The organism is Stenotrophomonas rhizophila, from assembly GCF_000661955.1.
Classification (GTDB): Bacteria; Pseudomonadota; Gammaproteobacteria; order Xanthomonadales; family Xanthomonadaceae; genus Stenotrophomonas; species Stenotrophomonas rhizophila.
Genome location: NZ_CP007597.1, coordinates 652,608 through 669,996 on the forward strand (window position 1 = coordinate 652,608; position 17,389 = coordinate 669,996).

The following is a 17,389-nucleotide window of genomic DNA, read 5'->3' on the forward strand; positions in this document are numbered from 1 at the left end:
CATGCTTGCCGTGCCGGTTGCGGCAACAGGTCGCAGCCGGTGAGATGGTGGCACGGCAAGGTGACGCATCACTTTCGCACGGAGTCGTGTCATGCCCTTGTCGTCGTCGCGTCATTCCCCGCGTTCACAGGCCGCCGCACGCCTGGCCAGCACCCCCGATCCGCAGGTACTGCGCTGGGTCCGGCAGGCCGCCCTGGCCGGACTGGCCTTGGTGCTGGTGTGGCCGGCGGCACGCGGCAGCAGCGAATGGCTGGGCTGGCTGCCCCTGTGGCTGGTGGGCATGCCGTGGCTGGCCTGGTGGAGCCTGTACCGGTTCCGCCTGCCAATGGCGCTGCTGCGCCGCCGCAGCAGTGGCCGTCGCCGTGGCCCGCAGGCCCGCCGCCGCACCCGCGTGGCGCGCCCTGACCTTCGACACGGGAGCGCCGGCCGGGCGGTGTGATAGCGTCCGGGGCTTATGTCCGCTTGGAGCTGCAATGTCCAAAATCGCTTCCGCCTGCCTGATGGCAGGCCTGATGACCGCCGGTGCGGTAGGTACTGCCATGGCTGCTGAGACCCCCGCCGACCCGTACGCGTGGCTCGAAGACGTGACCGGCGACAAATCGCTGGACTGGGTCAAACAGCAGAACGCCAAGTCGGAGGGCCGCCTGGCCCAGACCCCGGCGTTCAAGCAGATGGAAGCCAGCATCCGCGAGGTGCTCGATTCGGACGCCAAGATTCCCGGCGTGCAGAAGATCGGTGACTACTACTACAACTTCTGGAAGGACAAGCAGCACGAGCGCGGCCTGTGGCGTCGCACCACGCTGGCCGAGTACCGCAAGGCCTCGCCGACCTGGGAAACCGTGCTCGACCTCGATGCCCTGAACAAGGCCGAGGGTGAGAACTGGGTCTGGCACGGCGCCGACTGCCTGCGCCCGGACTATTCGCGTTGCCTGATCGCGCTGTCGCGCGGCGGCGCCGATGCCGATGTCACCCGCGAGTTCGACCTGGCCAACAAGACCTGGATCAAGGACGGCTTCTTCCGCCCCGAATCCAAGGGCGGGCTGAACTGGGTCGACCGCGACACGGTGTTCGTCTACACCGATTTCGGCACCGGCACCATGACCACCTCCGGCTACCCGCGCGTGGCCAAGCTGTGGAAGCGCGGCACGCCGATGGCCAGCGCCAGCGTGGTGTACGAAGGCAAGCCCGATGACATGTACATCGCGGCCATGCACGACGACACCCCCGGTTACGAGCGCAACCTGGTCAGCCGCACGCTGGCCTTCTACAACAACGAGATCTACCTGCGCGGCGACGATGGCACGCTGACCAAGATCGACGCGCCGAACTCGGCCGAGAAAGGCCTGCGCAAGCAGTGGCTGACCCTGGAGCTGCGCGATGCGTGGACCGTGGGCGGCAAGACCTACACCGCCGGTTCGTTGCTGGTCACCAAGCTGGACGACTACCTGGCCGGCAAGCGCGACTTTGAAGTGCTGTTCGCGCCCACCGACACCACATCACTGGCCGGCAGCAGCTGGACGAAGAACCATCTGGTGCTCAACGTGCTGGATGACGTCAAGAGCCGCCTGAGCGTGCTCACCCCGACCGACAGCGGCTGGAAGAAGAGCGACTTCACCGGCGCGCCGTCGTTCGGCACCGTGGCCGTGGGTGCGGTGGATGCCGATGACAGCGACGCGGTGTGGATGACCGTCACCGACTACCTGACCCCGACCACGCTGGCCATTGCCGAGATCGGCAAGCAGCCGGAAGTGCTCAAGACCATGCCGGCGTTCTTCAATGCCGAGGGCAAGGTGATCGAACAGCACTTTGCGACCAGCAAGGACGGCACCCGCGTGCCGTACTTCGTGGTGCATGCCAAGGACATGAAGCTAGATGGTTCCAACCCGACGCTGCTGTATGGCTACGGTGGCTTCGAGATCTCGCTGACCCCGTCGTACTCGGGCGGCATGGGCCGGGCGTGGCTGGAGAAGGGCGGCGTGTACGTGGTGGCCAACATCCGCGGCGGTGGCGAGTATGGCCCGCGCTGGCACCAGGCGGCGCTGAAGCAGAACCGCCACAAGGCCTATGAAGACATGGCCGCGGTCGCCCGCGACCTGGTGAGCCGCAAGATCACCTCGGCCAAGCACCTGGGCGTGCAGGGCGGCAGCAACGGTGGCCTGCTCACCGGCAACATGCTCACCCAGTACCCGGAGCTGTTCGGGGCGGTGGTGGTGCAGGTGCCGCTGCTGGACATGAAGCGTTACAGCCACCTGTTGGCCGGCGCATCCTGGATGGCCGAGTACGGCAATCCGGACACGGCCGACTGGGCGTTCATCAAGACCTTCTCGCCGTACCACCTGTTCGATGCGAAGAAGACCTACCCGCCGGTGCTGTTCACGACATCCACCCGTGACGATCGGGTGCATCCGGGCCATGCTCGCAAGATGGCCGCGAAGATGATCGAAGCCGGCAAGGACGTGACCTACTACGAGAATATCGAGGGCGGTCACGGCGGCGCGGCCAACAATGCGCAGGCCGCGCACATGTCGGCATTGGCCTATAGCTTCCTGTGGGAGCAGTTGCGGTAGAGTCGAGCGTTGCTCGACTGCTGGGATGGCCCATCGGCCCGGTAGCCGCAGGACATCACCGAAGGCCGCTTCGGTCCGCCTCCGGGTGGTGGGGCGTCAGGTTGGCTCCACCCCATTTCGACGCCGCGCAGAGATGCGCGGCGTTTTTTTGGTTGTTGTGCCACTGGCGGGCCCAAAACAACAGCAGTTTGCGCACGGCTTTACGGGCGTCCCTGGCTTCCTGGAGGCACGGTGGCAACGGTCCCGCGCCCGACCCGCCTGTACCGCCGTGCCCCCTTCACCCGAAGAAGTCGGGAGCGTGTGCCTGATTCACGCTCTTCGCGTCATGGCTGCGGGATCTGAAGGATCTTCAGCCCGAAGGCGGTCAGCCCAGAATGAGGCTCAATGGCAAGGTTCCCATCCGAATCGTCGGAGATGCTGAAGGGCTGTGGCACCGATGCGTCGATTTCGACGGAACTCATGGCGTCGGTGGCGATGGTGTAGATGTAAACCAGCGTGCCCCTGGGTGGCAGCCCGTCTGCCTCGGACGCGGTCAAACCTTTCGTCGGCTCCAGTGAAGGCAGCTCGGCGTAACCGATCAAGCGGTCATCATCGAGGATGCGCCATTCGATGACGGTCGCGTCGGCGGGTGCATGCGGCCGTTTGGGTGGCCTGGCGATGTCCTTGAGTCCGTCGACGGAGGCGACCACATACGCCGCGTTGCTGAGATCGAGCAAGACCCACTGCCGATTCGGACTCGCTCGAAAGCCGAAGATCGTTCCATTGACCGGCGCCGGCCTGATCAAATGACCGCTTGCATCCACAATGCGTGCTTCCGCTGAACCCGGCGCGTGCAGCCTGAACGGCAGCGGCTCGCGCTTCCCGATTGGCGACGATGTTTGCTCCAGCGGCAGCGCAATAAGCTTGGAGTGGCCTGCTTTTTGTTCCGCTGATACCGTTGAGCAACCCGCCAACTCAGGGGTGCAGGAAAACACGAACAGCACGGCGATCAGGGTGAGATTGTGCAGCAGCTTCATGAGTTGCGCCTCAGATCTTCAAGCAATGCACTGGCAACGGTCCTGCGCCCGATCCAGCTGTGCCGCCGTGCGCGACAAGGTGAAAAGTGCCATGAACTTCTTCTCGTCCACGTCAATGGATACCTCGGATCAGCCAGGAGCGCGCGCCTGATTCATGCTCCTCGTGTCATGGCTAAGGGATCTGAAGGATCTTCAGCCCGAAGGCGGCCAGCCCAGAATGAGGCTCAATGGCAAGGTTCCCATACGAATCGTCGGAGATGCTGAAGGGCTGTGGCACCGACTCGTCGATCTCGACGGGACTCATGGCGTCGGTGGCGATGGTGTAGATGTAAACTAGCGTGCCCCTGGGTGGCAGCCCGTCTGCCTCGGAGGCGGTCAAACCTTTCGTCGGCTTGAGCGAAGGCAACTGTGCGTAACCGATCAGGCGATCATCATCGAGTGGGAGCCATCTGAAACCAGTGGCGTCGGCGGCTGCAGCTGGCTGTATCGGTGGCCTGGCAATGTCCTTGAGTCTGTCGACAGAGGCGACCGTATAGTCCGCATCGCCGAAGTACAGCAGGACCCATTGCTGCTTCGGGCTAACCTTCATCTCAGCAATCGATCGGCCCTTGGGCGCTCGTCTGATCTCGTTCCCGCCCTTGTCGACAATGTGTGCGCGCGATGAGTTAGGCGCAACAAGCCTGAGTGGTGGTGGCTCGCGCTTCGGAGGGTGAGGAGGCGGCTCGACCAGCGGTACCGCGACCAGCCTGTAGCGAACCACCTGCGTTTCTGGTGGCGTTGGTGCGGCACCCGCTGTAGCCAACTCAGCGGTGCAGGCAGACACAAGCATCGCGGCGACCAGGGTGAGATTGTGCAGCAGCTTCATGCGCTGCGCCTCATTGACGCTAATGGCTCCAATTGCGCCGCCGCACTCGTACGCTGTAACAGTGTGGGGAGGCCATTGACCGTATTGGTGAGTGCGTTTGCAAAGCGACGGCTGAAGTAGTTGCGGGCCGTAGCGGTCACCTCGCCCACGTTTCCAACCCACGCCGGATCCGTGCCACGGCTTCTTCCAGGCGCGGTACTTCCTGCGTATAGGCCAGTCGCACGTGCGCGTTGGCGCGGTAGTGTCCGAAATCCAGCCCGGGCGTAAAGGCCACGTGCTGGGTTTCCAGGAAGTGCGCGCAGAACGCCTGCGCGTCATCGGTGAACGCGCTGACGTCGCAGTACAGGTAGAAGGCGCCTTCGGGCTCCACCTCGATGCGGAAGCCCAGGGCGCGCAGCGCCGGCAGCAGATAGTCGCGGCGCTCGCGGAAGGCCGCGCGGCGGTGTTCGAAGATGGCCATGCTTTCCGGGGTGAAGCAGGCCAGGGCGGCATGCTGGGCAATGCTGGAGGCGCTGATGTACAGGTTCTGCGCCAGCTTCTCCAGGTCCGGTACCGCCTGCGGTGGGGCGACCAGCCAGCCCAGCCGCCAGCCGGTCATGCCGTAGTACTTGGAGAAGCTGTTGAGCACGAAGGCCTCGTCGTCCACCTGCAGCACGCTGGCCGCGTCCATGCCGTAGGTCAGGCCGTGGTAGATCTCATCCACCACCAGGTGGCCGCCGCGCGCCTTCAACGACTGCGACAACCCGGCCAGCTGCGGCGCCGACAGCACCGTACCGGTCGGGTTGGCCGGCGAGGCCACCAGCGCGCCCACGCTGGACGCGTTCCAGTGCTGCTCGATCAGCGCCGGGGTGAGCTGGTAGGCCGTCTGCGGGCCCACCGGCACCAGTTGCGCGGCGCCCTCGACCAGGCGCAGGAAGTGGCGGTTGCACGGATAGCCGGGGTCGGCCAGCAGCCAGTGCTTGTCCGGGTCGACGAGCAGGCTGCTGGCCAGCAGCAGCGCGCCCGAGCCGCCGGGCGTGACCAGGATGCGCTCGGGGTCGATCTGCAGCTGGTACCGCTGCTGGTAGAACCCGGCGATGGCCTCGCGCAGCGCGGGCAGCCCGCGCGCGGCGGTGTAGCGGGTGTGGCCGGCGGCCAGGGCGGCCTGGCCGGCCTGCACGATCGGCGCGGCGGTGGTGAAATCCGGCTCGCCGATTTCCAGGTGGATCACATCGTGCCCGGCCTGCTCCAGCGCCTGCGCGCGGGCCAGCAGCGACATCACGTGGAAGGGTTCGATTTCCTGGCTGCGGCGGCTGTAGCCGGCCGTGGGGGTAGGGGTGCTCATGCTGCCGATGATAGGTGCAGTGACCATCGGCAGGCTTGCCGCTGCCCCAACGCCCGCCCAGACTGGGCCGACCATGGACGCCATTGCATTCCCCCGTAAGGAGCCTTATCTCGTGAAACCCGCCCTTTGTTTACTGGTTGCCAGCCTGATGACCTCCAACGTGCATGCCGCCCCCGCGCTCACCCCGCCCGACGCCGAGAAGCAGCCGCACACGGTCAAGGCGCCGTTCGGCGCGACCCGCAACGACGACTACTACTGGCTGCGCGACGACAAGCGCGAAGATCCGAAGATACTGGCCTACCTGAATGCGGAGAACGCCTACACCGACCAGGTGGTGGCACCGCTCAAGCCGCTCGAGGACACCCTGTACAAGGAAATCGTGGCGCGCATCAAGCAGGACGATGCCAGCGTGCCCGCGCGTGATCGCGGCTACTGGTATTACACCCGCTTCGAGACCGGCAAGGATTATCCGATCCAGGCGCGGCGCAAGGGCAGCATGGAGGCGCCCGAAGAGATCCTGCTGGACATCAACGTGATGGCCGAGGGCAAGAACTACTTCGATGTCGGCGATGCCGACGTCAGCCAGGACAACCACCTGCTGGCCTGGGCCGAAGACGATGTTGGCCGCCGCCAGTACGTGATCCGCTTCAAGGACCTGCGCACCGGCCAGGTGCTGCCGGACCGCATCGAGAACGTGTCGCCCAACGTGGTCTGGGCCGACGACAACCGCACCCTGTTCTACGTGGAGAATGATCCGGAAACCCTGCTCACCGTGCGCGTCAAAAAGCACGTGCTGGGCACCCCGGCCAGCAGCGACGTGCTGGTGTACGAAGAAAAGGACGACAGCTTCTACATGGGCGTCGGCCGCACCCGCGACGACAAATTCCTCACCATCGAACTGCACAGCACGGTCAGCTCGGAAACCCGTTACGCCCCGGCCGCCAACCCGCAGGCATTCACCCTGCTGGCGCCGCGTGCGCGCGATGTGGAGTACGACGCCGACCACTTCAACGGCCGCTGGGTGATCCGCACCAACGATGCCGGCGCGAAGAACTTCAAGATCGTCACCGCGCCCACCGATGCCACCGCGCGCACGCAGTGGACCGACTGGGTGGCCCATGACGATGCGGTGCTGGTGGAAGGGTTCGAGCTGTTCGACGGCTTCAGTGCGATCGCCGAGCGTTCCAATGGCCTGGAGCGCATCCGCCTGCTGTATCCCGATGGTCGCCAGGACTACGTCAAGGCCGACGAGCCGGCCTACTCGATGGGCCTGGCCGCCAACCCCGAGCCGGACAGTCCGTGGCTGCGCTACGCCTACAACTCGCTCACCACGCCGACCACCACCTACGAGCTCAACACCGTCACCGGTGAGCGTCGCCAGCTCAAGCAGCAGCCGGTGATCGGCTACGACCCGGGCAAGTACACCACCGAGCGGGTCTGGGTGACCGCGCGCGACGGAGCCAAGGTGCCGGTGTCGCTGGTGTACCGCAACGGTTTCAAGAAGGACGGCACCGCCGCGCTGTACCAGTACGCCTACGGCAGCTACGGCATGTCGATGGACCCCGGTTTCAACCAGACCGTGGTGAGTCTGCTCGACCGCGGCGTGGTCTATGCCATTGCGCATATCCGCGGCGGTGAGGAAATGGGCCGTGCGTGGTACGAGGACGGCAAGCTGCTGAAGAAGCAGAACACCTTCAACGACTTCGTCGATGTCACCCGCGAACTGGTGCGCCTGGGCTATGCGTCCAAGGACCGCGTGGCCGCGTCCGGCGGCAGCGCCGGCGGCCTGTTGATGGGCGCGGTGGCCAACCAGGCCCCGCAGGATTACCGGGTGATGGTGGCGCAGGTGCCGTTCGTGGACGTGGTCACCACCATGCTCGACGCCAGCATCCCGCTGACCACCAACGAGTACGACGAGTGGGGCAACCCGGAGCAGCGCGAGTACTACGACTACATGCTCGGCTACTCGCCCTACGACAACGTCAAGAAGCAGGCCTACCCGGCGCTGTTCGTCGGCACCGGGCTGTGGGATTCGCAGGTGCAGTACTGGGAGCCGGCCAAGTGGGTGGCCAAGCTGCGCGATGACAACACCGGCACCCATCCGATCGTGTTCCGCACCAACATGGAGGCCGGGCACGGCGGCAAGTCCGGGCGTTTCCAGCGCTACCACGAGCTGGCCGAATCGTATGCGTTCGTGCTCGACCAGCTGGGCGTGACCGCCGCCCCGTAAGGCAGGCCTCGGGCCGGCAACCCGCCCTCCGGACGGCGACCATCGCGGTCGTCGTCCGGCCTCGCTATGCTGGGCGCATGACTGTGCCCGAACGCCCCGACGTTGCCGATGCCCCTGCCACGCGGCCACCGGTGCGGTTCCGCTGGGCATGGTGGCTGCTGGCCTATGCCAGCCTGGCCACCGGCATCGTCGGCATCTTCGTGCCGGGCCTGCCCACCACCGTGTTCATCCTGATCTCGGCCTGGGCCGCCTCGCGCGGCTCCGAGCGTCTGCACACCTGGCTGCTGCAGCATCCGCGCTTTGGTCCCTCCATCCGCAACTGGCAGGCCCACGGCGCGGTCAGCCGCTACGCCAAGTGGATGGCCACCCTGACCATGGCGGTCTGCGCCGGCATCATGCTCTGGTGCGTGCCGATCGCGTGGGTGAAGTGGTTCTCCATCGGCAGCATGGCGGCGGTGGCGATCTGGCTGTGGAGCCGCCCACTGCCACCCCGGTAGTGCCGGCCGCTGGCCGGCAACCACGCATGCACTGAAGGACACACGGGCTGCCGGCCGCTGGCCGGCAATCGCATGACCCTGGCATCGTGAGCAGCCGGCCCGCAGCCGGCACCCCCATGGCCGCGTTCATCGAATCGATACCCTCGGTCAAAGAACCCACGGCTATACTCGGGCCATGAGCATCCCCCATCGCAACCGAATCCTGATTCCGTTGGCAGCGGCCTCGCTGCTTCTCCTTGCCGCCTGCGGCAACAAAGGCCCGCTGGTGCTGCCGCAGAAGCCGGTGCCGGTCGAAGAAATCGCCGAGCCGGCCGTCGATGAGACCACCCCGGCGGCCGTGGATGACACCAACAACCCGCCGGTGGTGCCCGATCCGGTCGACGCGCCGCTGAAGTCCGAAAATGGTAATGACTAAGGCCGCCTCCACGGCGCTGCGCTTCAGCAAGATGCACGGCGCCGGCAATGATTTCGTCGTCCTGGACCTGCGTGACGGTACGCCCGCACCCACCCCGGCCCTGGCGGCCCGCCTGGCCGACCGCCATACCGGCGTGGGCTGCGACCAGATCCTCACCATCGAACCACCGCGCGCGGAAGGGTCGGTGGCGTCCTACCGCATCTGGAACGCCGACGGCTCGCAGTCCGAGCAGTGCGGCAATGGCGCCCGGTGCGTGGCCGCCTGGCTGGTGCGCGATGGCGCGGCCGGTGAGGACAGCTTCGCCATCGACAGCCCGCTGGCTACCCACACCATCGAGCGGCTGGGCAACGACCAGTACGCGGTAGCGATGGGCGTGCCGCGCTTCGAGCCGGCGCAGGTGCCGCTGCTGGGCTTTGCCCGTGCGCGCGATGAATACCTGCTGCCGTTGCAGGGCGACACGGTGCGCTTCGGCGCGGTGTCGATGGGCAACCCGCATGCGGTGATCGAAGTGGGCCTGATCGATGCCGCCCCGGTCGAACGCCTGGGCAACCTGCTGCAGCAGCACGCCACTTTCCCGCAGTCGGTGAATGTCGGCTTCGTGCAGGTGATCGACCCCCGCCATGCGCGCCTGCGCGTGTACGAACGCGGCGTGGGGGAAACCCTGGCCTGCGGCAGCGGCGCCTGCGCGGCGGCGGTGGTGATGATGCAGCGTGGCCGCCTGGAGCGCGACGCCACGTTGTCGCTGCCCGGCGGCGAGCTGCGCCTGCGCTGGCCGGCCGACGACGCCCAGGTGGTGATGTCCGGCCCGGCAGCCTTCGTCTTTGAAGGGGAGTGGCACGCATGAACGAGACGGTCGAAAAGATCGGTGCGCACGAAGTCGCCGCCTGGCTGCGGCGGCATCCGGCGTTCCTCAAGCAGTTCCCGGACCTGGCACTGACCATGGTGGTGCCGCGCGATGACGGCCCCACCGCGTCGCTGGCCAGCTACCAGCTGGACGTGCTGCGCGACAAGAACCGCGAGCTGTCGCGACGGCTCGCCGACCTGGCCGCCAACGCGCAGGTCAACGAACGCCTGGCCGTGCGCACCCATCAGCTGACCCTGGCGCTGATGAAGCAGACCACGGCCGCCGATACCCTGCGCGCCATGGCCGCCTCGCTGGAAGAAGACTTCGCCGGCGACAAGGTGCGCCTGGTGATGCTGCAGCCGGTTGCCGGGCTGGAGCAGGCGCCGTGGCTGCAGGTGATCCCGGCCAACAGCCCGCTGCTCGGGTCGTTCCGCGATTGCCTGGCCGATGGCGAGCCGATCTGCGGCCGCCTGCAGGTCGAGAAGAACACCGTGCTGTACGGCGCGCTCGCCGACACGGTGCAGTCCAGCGCATTGCTGCCGCTGCCGGGTGTCGGCCTGATCGCCGTGGGCAGCCACGATCCCAACCGCTTCTACCCCGGCATGGGCACGCTGTTCCTGCGCATGATGGGCGAAGCGCTGGCGGTCGGCCTGGCTCGCTTCACGCACGACTGAGGCCGACGTGGGCGCTGGCATGGGGGCCGCTGCGGAATTCCTCTCGCACCTGGAGGTGGAGCGGCGGATGTCGGTGCATACCCTGGATGCCTACCGCCGCGACCTGGACGCCTTGACCGCCTGGGCCAACGACCACGACGCGCGCATCGACGTGCTCGATGGCGAGCAGTTGCGCCAGTTCATCGCCGCCGAACACCGCCGCGGGCTCTCGCCCACGTCGCTGCAGCGCCGCCTGTCGGCGTGCCGTAGTTTCTATGCGTGGCTGCTCAAGCACCGCCGCATCGAAGCCAGTCCCGCCGCAGGGCTCAAGGCCCCGAAGGCGCCGCGCAAGCTGCCGCAGGTGCTCGATGCCGACGAGGCCGTGCAGCTGGTGGAACTGCCCACCGATGGGCCGCTGGGCCTGCGCGACCGCGCGCTGCTGGAACTGTTCTATTCCTCCGGGCTGCGCCTGAGCGAGCTGTGCGCGCTGATCTGGCGTGACCTGGATTTCGCCACCGGGCTGGTCAACGTGCTGGGCAAGGGCAACCGCGAGCGGCGCGTGCCGTTCGGCTCGCACGCGCGCACCGCGCTGGAAGGCTGGCGCGGCGAAAGCGGCGGCAGTGACGCCCAACCGGTGTTCCCGGGCCGCAAGGGCGGGCCGATCAGCCAGCGGGCCATCCAGATCCGCATCCGCCAGCTGGCCCAGCGCCAGGGCCTGTTCAAGCATGTGCACCCGCACATGCTGCGGCACAGTTTTGCCAGCCACATCCTGGAATCCTCCGGCGACCTGCGCGGCGTGCAGGAACTGCTCGGGCATGCCGATATCGCCACCACGCAGATCTACACCCACCTGGATTTCCAGTACCTGGCCAAGGTCTACGACGCCGCGCACCCGCGCGCGAAGCGGCGCAAGAGCGGCAACGAAAGCTGAATCGATCCACTGCGTCACCGGGCCGCAGGGCAGGGTGGGTTGAAGCCCCCGGCAACGACCCCACCTCAGTCTCTGTCACCCCGGAGGCTCCATGGACCCCAGTCAGAACCCCAACGTATTTCACGCCACCACCATCATTTCGGTGCGCCGCAACGGTCATGTCGCGGTTGCCGGCGATGGCCAGGTCACCCTTGGCCACACGGTGATGAAGGGCAACGCCCGCAAGGTGCGCCGGCTGGGTCGCGAGGGCCAGGTCCTGGCCGGTTTCGCCGGTGCCGCCGCCGACGCCTTCACCCTGTTCGAACTGTTCGAGGCCAAGCTTGAGAAGCACGGCCAGCTGCAGCGCGCTGCAGTGGAGCTGGCTAAGGACTGGCGCACCGAGCGCCGCCTGGGCAAGCTCGAAGCGCTGCTGGCCGTGGCCGACAAGGACACCTCGCTGATCATCAGCGGCACCGGCGATGTGATCGAGCCGGAAGACGGCATCATCGCGATCGGTTCCGGCGGTTCGTACGCGTTGTCGGCCGCACGCGCGCTGATGGCACACACCGAACTGGACGCCCGCACCATCGCCACCGAGTCGATCAACATCGCCGGCGACATCTGCATCTACACCAATCGCAACGTGGTGGTCGAGGAATTGTAAGCGTAGTGCCGGCCGCTGGCCGGCAACCCCGACCCACCACATTCATTCGTGAGCACACCCATGCCGCACAAGATTGAAGTTTCTTCCGCCACCATGACCCCGCGCGAGATCGTGCAGGAACTGGACCGGCACATCGTGGGCCAGCACGACGCCAAGCGCGCGGTGGCCATCGCATTGCGCAACCGCTGGCGCCGCATGCAGCTGCCGGCCGAGCTGCGCAATGAAGTGATGCCCAAGAACATCCTGATGATCGGGCCGACCGGCGTCGGCAAGACCGAGATCGCGCGTCGCCTGGCCACGCTGGCCAACGCGCCGTTCGTGAAGGTGGAAGCCACCCGTTTCACCGAGGTCGGCTATGTCGGCAAGGACGTGGAGCAGATCATCCGCGACCTGGCCGATACCGCGGTCAAGCTGTACCGCGAGCAGGCCAAGGTGCGCGTGCGCACCCAGGCCGAAGAGCGCGCCGAAGACCGTATCCTGGACGCGCTGCTGCCGCGTCGAAGCGCGGGTATCGGTTTCGATGCCGAGGCCGCGCGCAACGAGCCGTCGGCGCAGGACAACGAAACCCGCATCAAGTTCCGCCGCATGCTGCGCAACGGTGAGCTGGACGAGCGCGAGATCGAGCTGGAAGTGTCGGCCAACGTCAGCATGGACATCATGACCCCGCCGGGCATGGAGGAAATGGGCCAGCAGCTGCGCCAGATGTTCTCGAGCATGGGCGGGGCGAAGGCGCAGAAGCGCACGCTGAGCATCAAGGCCGCGCGTCCGCTGCTGATCGAGGAAGAGGCGGGCAAGCTGGTCAACGAAGACGATATCCGCAGCGCGGCGATCGAGGCCTGCGAGCAGCACGGCATCGTGTTCATCGACGAGATCGACAAGGTGGCCAAGCGCGGTGAGGCCGGCTCATCGGGCGGCGATGTGTCGCGCGAGGGGGTGCAGCGCGATCTGCTGCCGCTGGTGGAAGGGTCGAACGTGTCCACCAAGTACGGCACGATCAAGACCGACCACATTCTGTTCATTGCTTCCGGTGCGTTCCACCTGGCCAAGCCGAGCGATCTGATTCCGGAGTTGCAGGGTCGTTTCCCGATCCGGGTGGAGCTGGGCGCGCTGAGCAAGAACGATTTCGTGCGCATCCTGACCGAGCCGAAGGCGGCGCTGACCAAGCAGTACGAAGCGCTGCTGCAGACCGAGGGCGTGTCGATGAAGTTCACCGAGGACGCGGTGGACCGTCTGGCGGAGATCGCGTTCCAGGTCAACGAGCGCCAGGAAAACATCGGCGCCCGCCGCCTGCACACGGTTCTGGAGCGCCTGCTGGACACGCTCAGTTACGAAGCCCCGGACCGCGATGGCGAGACCATCAGCATCGACAAGGCTTACGTGGATGCGCACCTGGGCGAGCTGGTACAGGACCCGGACCTGAGCCGCTACATCCTGTAATGCATCACACCAGTCGGGTGGTAGGGAAGCGGCGGCGCGAAAGCGTCGCCGCTTTTTTTTGCTGGCGCTTTGAACGCGGTGGATCAAGAGCAGTACGTGTGACGCATGCGCTGGTTGGGGCAGGGGCGTGGGAGTTCGCGGGACACGCCGCAAGTACGTCCGTGTAGCAACTGTGTTGCTGGAGGAGGCTTCGGCCCCTCCAGCAGACGGGCACGGTAGTGCCGGCCGCTGGCCGGCAGCCGTTGGAGATGTGCCCGGGCGCGCTTCAGGCGGGGATCGGTCCGCTTTGAGCGTCGCGCACGCGGGCGTTGAGGATCACCAGCATCTTTCGCATTACCGCCACGATGGCTACTTTGGCCTCCTTGCCGCGGGCCCGTAGCGACCGGTAAAAGTCCCGTATGCGCGGTTCGTGCTGCAGGGCTGACATGCCGGCCATGTAAAGCACCTGACGGATCTCGGCTCGACCGCCGTGGATGCTTCGTTTTCCACGCATCGTCCCGCTGTCGTGGGACATCGGCGCCACGCCCACCAGGCTGGCGATGGCCTTTCCACTGATATGGCCCAGCTCAGGCAGGTAGCTGGCCAGCACCGCCTGTACCACCGGCCCCACGCCCTTCATCGACTTCAGAACCGTGAGCTGGGGCTGTTGAGCGAGCTGCTCGGCAATCTGCTTTCCCAGGCGTTTGACCAGTGTCTTCAGGTGGGTGATGTTGGCCTGCAAAAGCCGGCGCAGTTCACGATCACCCACCATTTCCTGCTGCTGTCGCGCGACGGCCAAGGCCTGGATCATCTGTCGACGTGCCCGCACAAACTCCCGCAGTTTCTGCTGCCAAGCCTCCAACGGCTGATAGGCCGGCAGCTTCACCAGCGTGGCCATCTGTGCCAATGCATAGGCATCCAAGCGGTCGGTCTTGGCCCTCTGGCCCAGCCCCTGAGCAAGCTTCCGCGCCCGCAAGGCATTGGCCCGAACCACCGGATGACCGGCCTTGTGCAGAAAATCCAGCACAGGCTGTTCGTAGCCACCGGTGGCCTCCAGCACGATCTGGTTACTCGGGCGCTGCCTCAGCCAGAGGTCCAATTCAGCGAAACCGGAGGGGTCATTGCTGACCTGCAGGGTTTGGCCGTCGGAGGTTCCAACATCCAGCCGGCGCTTGCTTACATCAATCCCGATCCCGTTCATCGCCCGACTCCGTATAGTCTGGAAGGGTCGAGAGCTCCCCCGCTTGCCCAGTCTTATCGCTTCGAGTGACAGCTCCAGCAACTGTTCGGGCGGATCAAGGGAGATTCCGGCGTGGGCGCCAAGCTACACGGCGATCGTCGAGATCCAGGCTCACACGGCGGCCCACGCCGGCTCTCGACACCTAAACTGCCAGATTCCGATCAGATAAGGCTCGTGAGCGCCTTGCTCGTTTGTGCAGTCCTGCACAAACGGCAAGACCGGGGTTGGGCGTCCTGCCCAACCCGTCCGGCGCATGCGCCGGACCCATGGCGCCCAACGGTCCCGCAAACTCCCACGCCCCCACCCTCGACACATTCCTGTCGCGCACAGAAAAGGCGACAGCTTTAGCTACCTTTTGCCTACGTTTGCCTAAAGCAACTTCTCTTCAACCCAGTCCGGGATCTTCTGCACACACAACGTAGTGGAAGCAAGTCGATTCAAATGAAGAGCGGCTTTTCCATGGCCACCAGCCCATTGTCGAGGGTGGGGCGGTGTGGGTTCGCGGGACCGTTGGGCGCCATGGATGGCGCTCACGAGCCTCCAGGGATGGATTCACGGCGTGTCCCGCGAACCCACACCGCCCCGCCCAGCCATGGACAAGCGGAATCTGCCTGGCTTCGGCTTCGGCTTCGGCTTCGGCCTTACGCCTTAAACCTCAAACCTCAAACCTCATCCTCAGTAGGCAACGCCGTCGGCGCCGCGCCCGGGGTGAACACACCCGGCTTCACGAACGCACTCAGAATCGCGTCCAGCGTCTGCGCGCCGTCGCGTTTGATCTCGAACAGCTCCGGCTCCAGCATCGCGCTGTACAGCACCCCGGTCAGACTCGTGCTCACGATACGAGCCACCGTGTCCACGTCCACCCCCTCGCGCAACTGCCCCAACTCGCGCGCGCGCTGGAATGCCGCCGCGAAAATACCCAGCTCCTCGCGCGATGCCTCCAGCTGCAGCTCCTGCATCGCCTGGCTCTCCACCGACAGATCGTTGCGCAGCATGATCTCCATCATGTTGCGCAACCGCTCGTCATCGGCCAGCTCCTGGAACGACACCAGCAACGCCGACCGCAGATCCAGCACCGGCGTCGTGCGCTTGGACGACGTCGTCCGCCGCAACCGCTCGATGAACGGAACGCGCTCACGGTCGATCATCGCCGTCAGCACCTCCGTCTTGTTCTTGAAGTGCCAGTACACCGCCCCCCGCGTATAGCCGGCGCGCGCACCGATCATTGCCAGGCTCGTCCCTGCCACCCCGAATTCATGGAAACAGGCCTGGGCCGCGTCGAGGATCCCCGCACGGGTGGCCTGCGCCTCTTCTTTGGTCTTTCTGGCCATTGCGCTTTGCAGTTGCTGGATGAAACCGACCTGAATTGTACCGCTTTACAAACAAACATGCATGTATGTATATTTCCGTCCCACTGATTCCCGGTGAGGACCGCGCGTAGCCGCGCCAAAGCCGAAACCGTCAGATTTGCCGTATTTGCCGCCCTGTTGGCTGTCATTCGTCGCTTTTAAAGGCGGGGTAGTGCTGCAGGCGACCCTTTTTCGTTTCCTGTGAGCCCCCACCATGTCCCGAACCCCGTACCGTCTTCTCGCGCTGTCCCTCGCGATCGCCTTGACCGTGTCCGCCTGTGGCGGCGGTGAGCAGGAGGGGCCGCAGGGCGGCCCGGGCCAGGTCACCGTTGCCACCCTCAAAGGCGAACAGGTCAGCCTCACCCGCGAACTGCCCGGCCGCACCAACGCCTTCCTGGTCGCCGAAGTGCGCCCCCAGGTCAGCGGCATCGTCGCCAAGCGCCTGTTCACCGAAGGCGGCCTGGTCACCGCCGGCCAGCCCCTGTACCAGGTGGATGACGCCAGCTACCGCGCCCAGGCCAACAGCGCCCGCGCCCAGCTAGCCCGCGCCGACGCCACCGCCAACGCCGCGCGCCTGAGCGCCAAGCGCATCACCGAACTGGCCAAGGTCGACGCGGTCAGCAAGCAGGACCTGGAAAACGCCGTGGCCGCACAGAAGCAGGCCGAGGCCGACGTGGGCGCCGCCAAGGCCTCCTTGGATGCCGCCAACGTCACCCTGGGCTACGCCCGCATTACCGCCCCGATCAGCGGCCGCATCGGCAAGTCCTCGGTCACCCAGGGCGCGCTGGTCAGCGCCGGCCAGGCCGACGCGCTTGCCACCGTGCAGCAGCTCGACCCGATCTATGTCGACCTGACCCAATCGGCCAGCGAACTGCTGCAGATGCGCCGTGAACTGGCCAGCGGCCGCCTGCAGGACAACCAGACCCTGCCGGTCACCATCCTGCTCGACGACGGCACCGAGTTCGCGCACAAGGGCACCCTGGAGTTCTCCGAAGTCAGCGTCGATCCCACCACCGGCAGCTACGCGCTGCGGGTCAAGGTCGACAACCCCGACCAGGTGCTGATGCCCGGCATGTACGTGCGCGCCCAGGTCGGCAGCGGCGTGCGCGAAAACGGCATCCTCGTGCCCATGCAGGGCATCGCCCGCGATCCCAAGGGCGACACCACCGCCATGGTGGTCGGCAAGGACAACAAGGTCGAAGTGCGCCCGGTCAAGGTCAGCCGCGCGGTCGGCAGCAAGTGGCTGGTCGAAGACGGCCTGAAGCCGGGCGACAAGGTCATCGTCGAAGGCCTGCAGAAGATCCAGCCGGGCATGCCCGTGCAGGCCACCGAGATGGGCGCCGCGCCGGCCAAGCCGGCCACGCCGGCGGCGCCGGCCGACAAGCAGTAAGCGGAGAAT

General features: G+C 66.1%; 16 protein-coding genes. 11 read left to right on the forward strand and 5 right to left on the reverse strand.

All coding sequences use genetic code 11. The features are described from left to right. The first annotated feature begins 91 nt into the window (after positions 1 to 91). Both DX03_RS02770 and DX03_RS02775 read left to right on the forward strand, forming a co-directional pair. The gene (locus DX03_RS02770; protein ID WP_244880172.1) at positions 92 to 439 is read left to right on the forward strand and encodes a hypothetical protein; all 348 of its coding nucleotides are present in this window, start codon (positions 92 to 94) and stop codon (positions 437 to 439) included. 34 nt (positions 440 to 473) lie between these two features. Next, on the forward strand, positions 474 to 2,567 hold the full coding sequence (locus DX03_RS02775; RefSeq protein WP_038686153.1) for a prolyl oligopeptidase family serine peptidase: 2,094 nt from the start codon (positions 474 to 476) through the stop codon (positions 2,565 to 2,567). Positions 2,568 to 2,890: 323 nt separating this feature from the next. Here DX03_RS02775 and DX03_RS02780 read toward each other — a convergent pair whose 3' ends face one another. The 3 genes from DX03_RS02780 to DX03_RS02790 form a co-directional block, all read right to left on the reverse strand. Further along, positions 2,891 to 3,583 carry a hypothetical protein gene (locus tag DX03_RS02780; protein ID WP_038686155.1) on the reverse strand — a complete coding sequence of 231 codons (693 nt, stop codon included), beginning with the start codon at positions 3,581 to 3,583 and terminating at the stop codon, positions 2,891 to 2,893. Between the two features lie 172 nt (positions 3,584 to 3,755). After that, on the reverse strand, positions 3,756 to 4,448 hold the full coding sequence (locus tag DX03_RS21050) for a hypothetical protein (RefSeq protein ID WP_185753452.1): 693 nt from the start codon (positions 4,446 to 4,448) through the stop codon (positions 3,756 to 3,758). A 136-nt stretch (positions 4,449 to 4,584) separates the two neighbouring features. Further along, positions 4,585 to 5,772, reverse strand: coding sequence for a pyridoxal phosphate-dependent aminotransferase (locus DX03_RS02790; RefSeq protein ID WP_038691797.1), 1,188 nt, complete (start codon positions 5,770 to 5,772; stop codon positions 4,585 to 4,587). 112 nt (positions 5,773 to 5,884) lie between these two features. On the opposite strand from DX03_RS02790, the gene DX03_RS02795 reads away from it, so the two are divergent. The 8 genes from DX03_RS02795 (at position 5,885) to hslU (ending at position 13,422) form a co-directional block, all read left to right on the forward strand. Beyond that, on the forward strand, positions 5,885 to 8,002 hold the full coding sequence (locus tag DX03_RS02795) for a S9 family peptidase (RefSeq protein ID WP_038686158.1): 2,118 nt from the start codon (positions 5,885 to 5,887) through the stop codon (positions 8,000 to 8,002). Between the two features lie 77 nt (positions 8,003 to 8,079). Beyond that, a complete protein-coding gene (locus tag DX03_RS02800; protein ID WP_038686160.1) occupies positions 8,080 to 8,499 on the forward strand; it encodes a YbaN family protein in 420 nt (139 codons plus the stop codon). Between the two features lie 175 nt (positions 8,500 to 8,674). Next, on the forward strand, positions 8,675 to 8,914 hold the full coding sequence (gene lptM, locus DX03_RS02805) for an LPS translocon maturation chaperone LptM (RefSeq protein ID WP_038686161.1): 240 nt from the start codon (positions 8,675 to 8,677) through the stop codon (positions 8,912 to 8,914). Continuing rightward, positions 8,907 to 9,758: a diaminopimelate epimerase gene (dapF, locus tag DX03_RS02810; RefSeq protein ID WP_038686163.1), complete on the forward strand. Its 852-nt coding sequence runs from the start codon at positions 8,907 to 8,909 to the stop codon at positions 9,756 to 9,758. Before lptM ends, dapF begins: the two co-directional genes overlap by 8 nt. Continuing rightward, positions 9,755 to 10,432: a DUF484 family protein gene (locus tag DX03_RS02815; RefSeq protein WP_038686165.1), complete on the forward strand. Its 678-nt coding sequence runs from the start codon at positions 9,755 to 9,757 to the stop codon at positions 10,430 to 10,432. Before dapF ends, DX03_RS02815 begins: the two co-directional genes overlap by 4 nt. A gap of 19 nt (positions 10,433 to 10,451) precedes the next feature. Beyond that, entirely contained in the window at positions 10,452 to 11,342 is an 891-nt protein-coding gene (xerC, locus tag DX03_RS02820; RefSeq protein WP_038686166.1) for a tyrosine recombinase XerC, read from the forward strand. A 91-nt stretch (positions 11,343 to 11,433) separates the two neighbouring features. Further along, complete coding sequence (gene hslV / locus DX03_RS02825) at positions 11,434 to 11,985, forward strand: ATP-dependent protease subunit HslV (protein ID WP_019183676.1); 552 nt, start codon at positions 11,434 to 11,436, stop codon at positions 11,983 to 11,985. A 60-nt stretch (positions 11,986 to 12,045) separates the two neighbouring features. Further along, positions 12,046 to 13,422: an ATP-dependent protease ATPase subunit HslU gene (hslU, locus tag DX03_RS02830; RefSeq protein WP_038686167.1), complete on the forward strand. Its 1,377-nt coding sequence runs from the start codon at positions 12,046 to 12,048 to the stop codon at positions 13,420 to 13,422. 265 nt (positions 13,423 to 13,687) lie between these two features. On the opposite strand, the gene DX03_RS02835 is transcribed toward hslU, so the two are convergent. Together DX03_RS02835 and DX03_RS02840 are read right to left on the reverse strand one after the other, a co-directional pair. Further along, positions 13,688 to 14,602 carry an IS110 family RNA-guided transposase gene (locus tag DX03_RS02835; RefSeq protein WP_038685553.1) on the reverse strand — a complete coding sequence of 305 codons (915 nt, stop codon included), beginning with the start codon at positions 14,600 to 14,602 and terminating at the stop codon, positions 13,688 to 13,690. A 701-nt stretch (positions 14,603 to 15,303) separates the two neighbouring features. Next, the gene (locus tag DX03_RS02840; protein ID WP_038686169.1) at positions 15,304 to 15,972 is read right to left on the reverse strand and encodes a TetR family transcriptional regulator; all 669 of its coding nucleotides are present in this window, start codon (positions 15,970 to 15,972) and stop codon (positions 15,304 to 15,306) included. A 232-nt stretch (positions 15,973 to 16,204) separates the two neighbouring features. Here DX03_RS02840 and smeD point away from each other — a divergent pair, with 232 nt between their 5' ends. Beyond that, positions 16,205 to 17,380, forward strand: a complete 1,176-nt coding sequence (smeD, locus tag DX03_RS02845; RefSeq protein ID WP_038686171.1) for a multidrug efflux RND transporter periplasmic adaptor subunit SmeD — start codon at positions 16,205 to 16,207, stop codon at positions 17,378 to 17,380. Positions 17,381 to 17,389 lie beyond the last annotated feature (9 nt).

What these genes read in the sequence shown, in the direction of transcription:
- DX03_RS02770 (WP_244880172.1), top strand. Translation starts at nt 92, where the DNA reads ATGCCCTTGTCGTCGTCGCGTCATTCCCCGCGTTCACAGGCCGCCGCA.
- DX03_RS02775 (WP_038686153.1), top strand. Translation starts at nt 474, where the DNA reads ATGTCCAAAATCGCTTCCGCCTGCCTGATGGCAGGCCTGATGACCGCC.
- DX03_RS02780 (WP_038686155.1), bottom strand. Translation starts at nt 3,583, where the DNA reads ATGAAGCTGCTGCACAATCTCACCCTGATCGCCGTGCTGTTCGTGTTT.
- DX03_RS21050 (WP_185753452.1), bottom strand. Translation starts at nt 4,448, where the DNA reads ATGAAGCTGCTGCACAATCTCACCCTGGTCGCCGCGATGCTTGTGTCT.
- DX03_RS02790 (WP_038691797.1), bottom strand. Translation starts at nt 5,772, where the DNA reads ATGAGCACCCCTACCCCCACGGCCGGCTACAGCCGCCGCAGCCAGGAA.
- DX03_RS02800 (WP_038686160.1), top strand. Translation starts at nt 8,080, where the DNA reads ATGACTGTGCCCGAACGCCCCGACGTTGCCGATGCCCCTGCCACGCGG.
- lptM (WP_038686161.1), top strand. Translation starts at nt 8,675, where the DNA reads ATGAGCATCCCCCATCGCAACCGAATCCTGATTCCGTTGGCAGCGGCC.
- dapF (WP_038686163.1), top strand. Translation starts at nt 8,907, where the DNA reads ATGACTAAGGCCGCCTCCACGGCGCTGCGCTTCAGCAAGATGCACGGC.
- DX03_RS02815 (WP_038686165.1), top strand. Translation starts at nt 9,755, where the DNA reads ATGAACGAGACGGTCGAAAAGATCGGTGCGCACGAAGTCGCCGCCTGG.
- xerC (WP_038686166.1), top strand. Translation starts at nt 10,452, where the DNA reads ATGGGGGCCGCTGCGGAATTCCTCTCGCACCTGGAGGTGGAGCGGCGG.
- hslV (WP_019183676.1), top strand. Translation starts at nt 11,434, where the DNA reads ATGGACCCCAGTCAGAACCCCAACGTATTTCACGCCACCACCATCATT.
- hslU (WP_038686167.1), top strand. Translation starts at nt 12,046, where the DNA reads ATGCCGCACAAGATTGAAGTTTCTTCCGCCACCATGACCCCGCGCGAG.
- DX03_RS02835 (WP_038685553.1), bottom strand. Translation starts at nt 14,602, where the DNA reads ATGAACGGGATCGGGATTGATGTAAGCAAGCGCCGGCTGGATGTTGGA.
- DX03_RS02840 (WP_038686169.1), bottom strand. Translation starts at nt 15,972, where the DNA reads ATGGCCAGAAAGACCAAAGAAGAGGCGCAGGCCACCCGTGCGGGGATC.
- smeD (WP_038686171.1), top strand. Translation starts at nt 16,205, where the DNA reads ATGTCCCGAACCCCGTACCGTCTTCTCGCGCTGTCCCTCGCGATCGCC.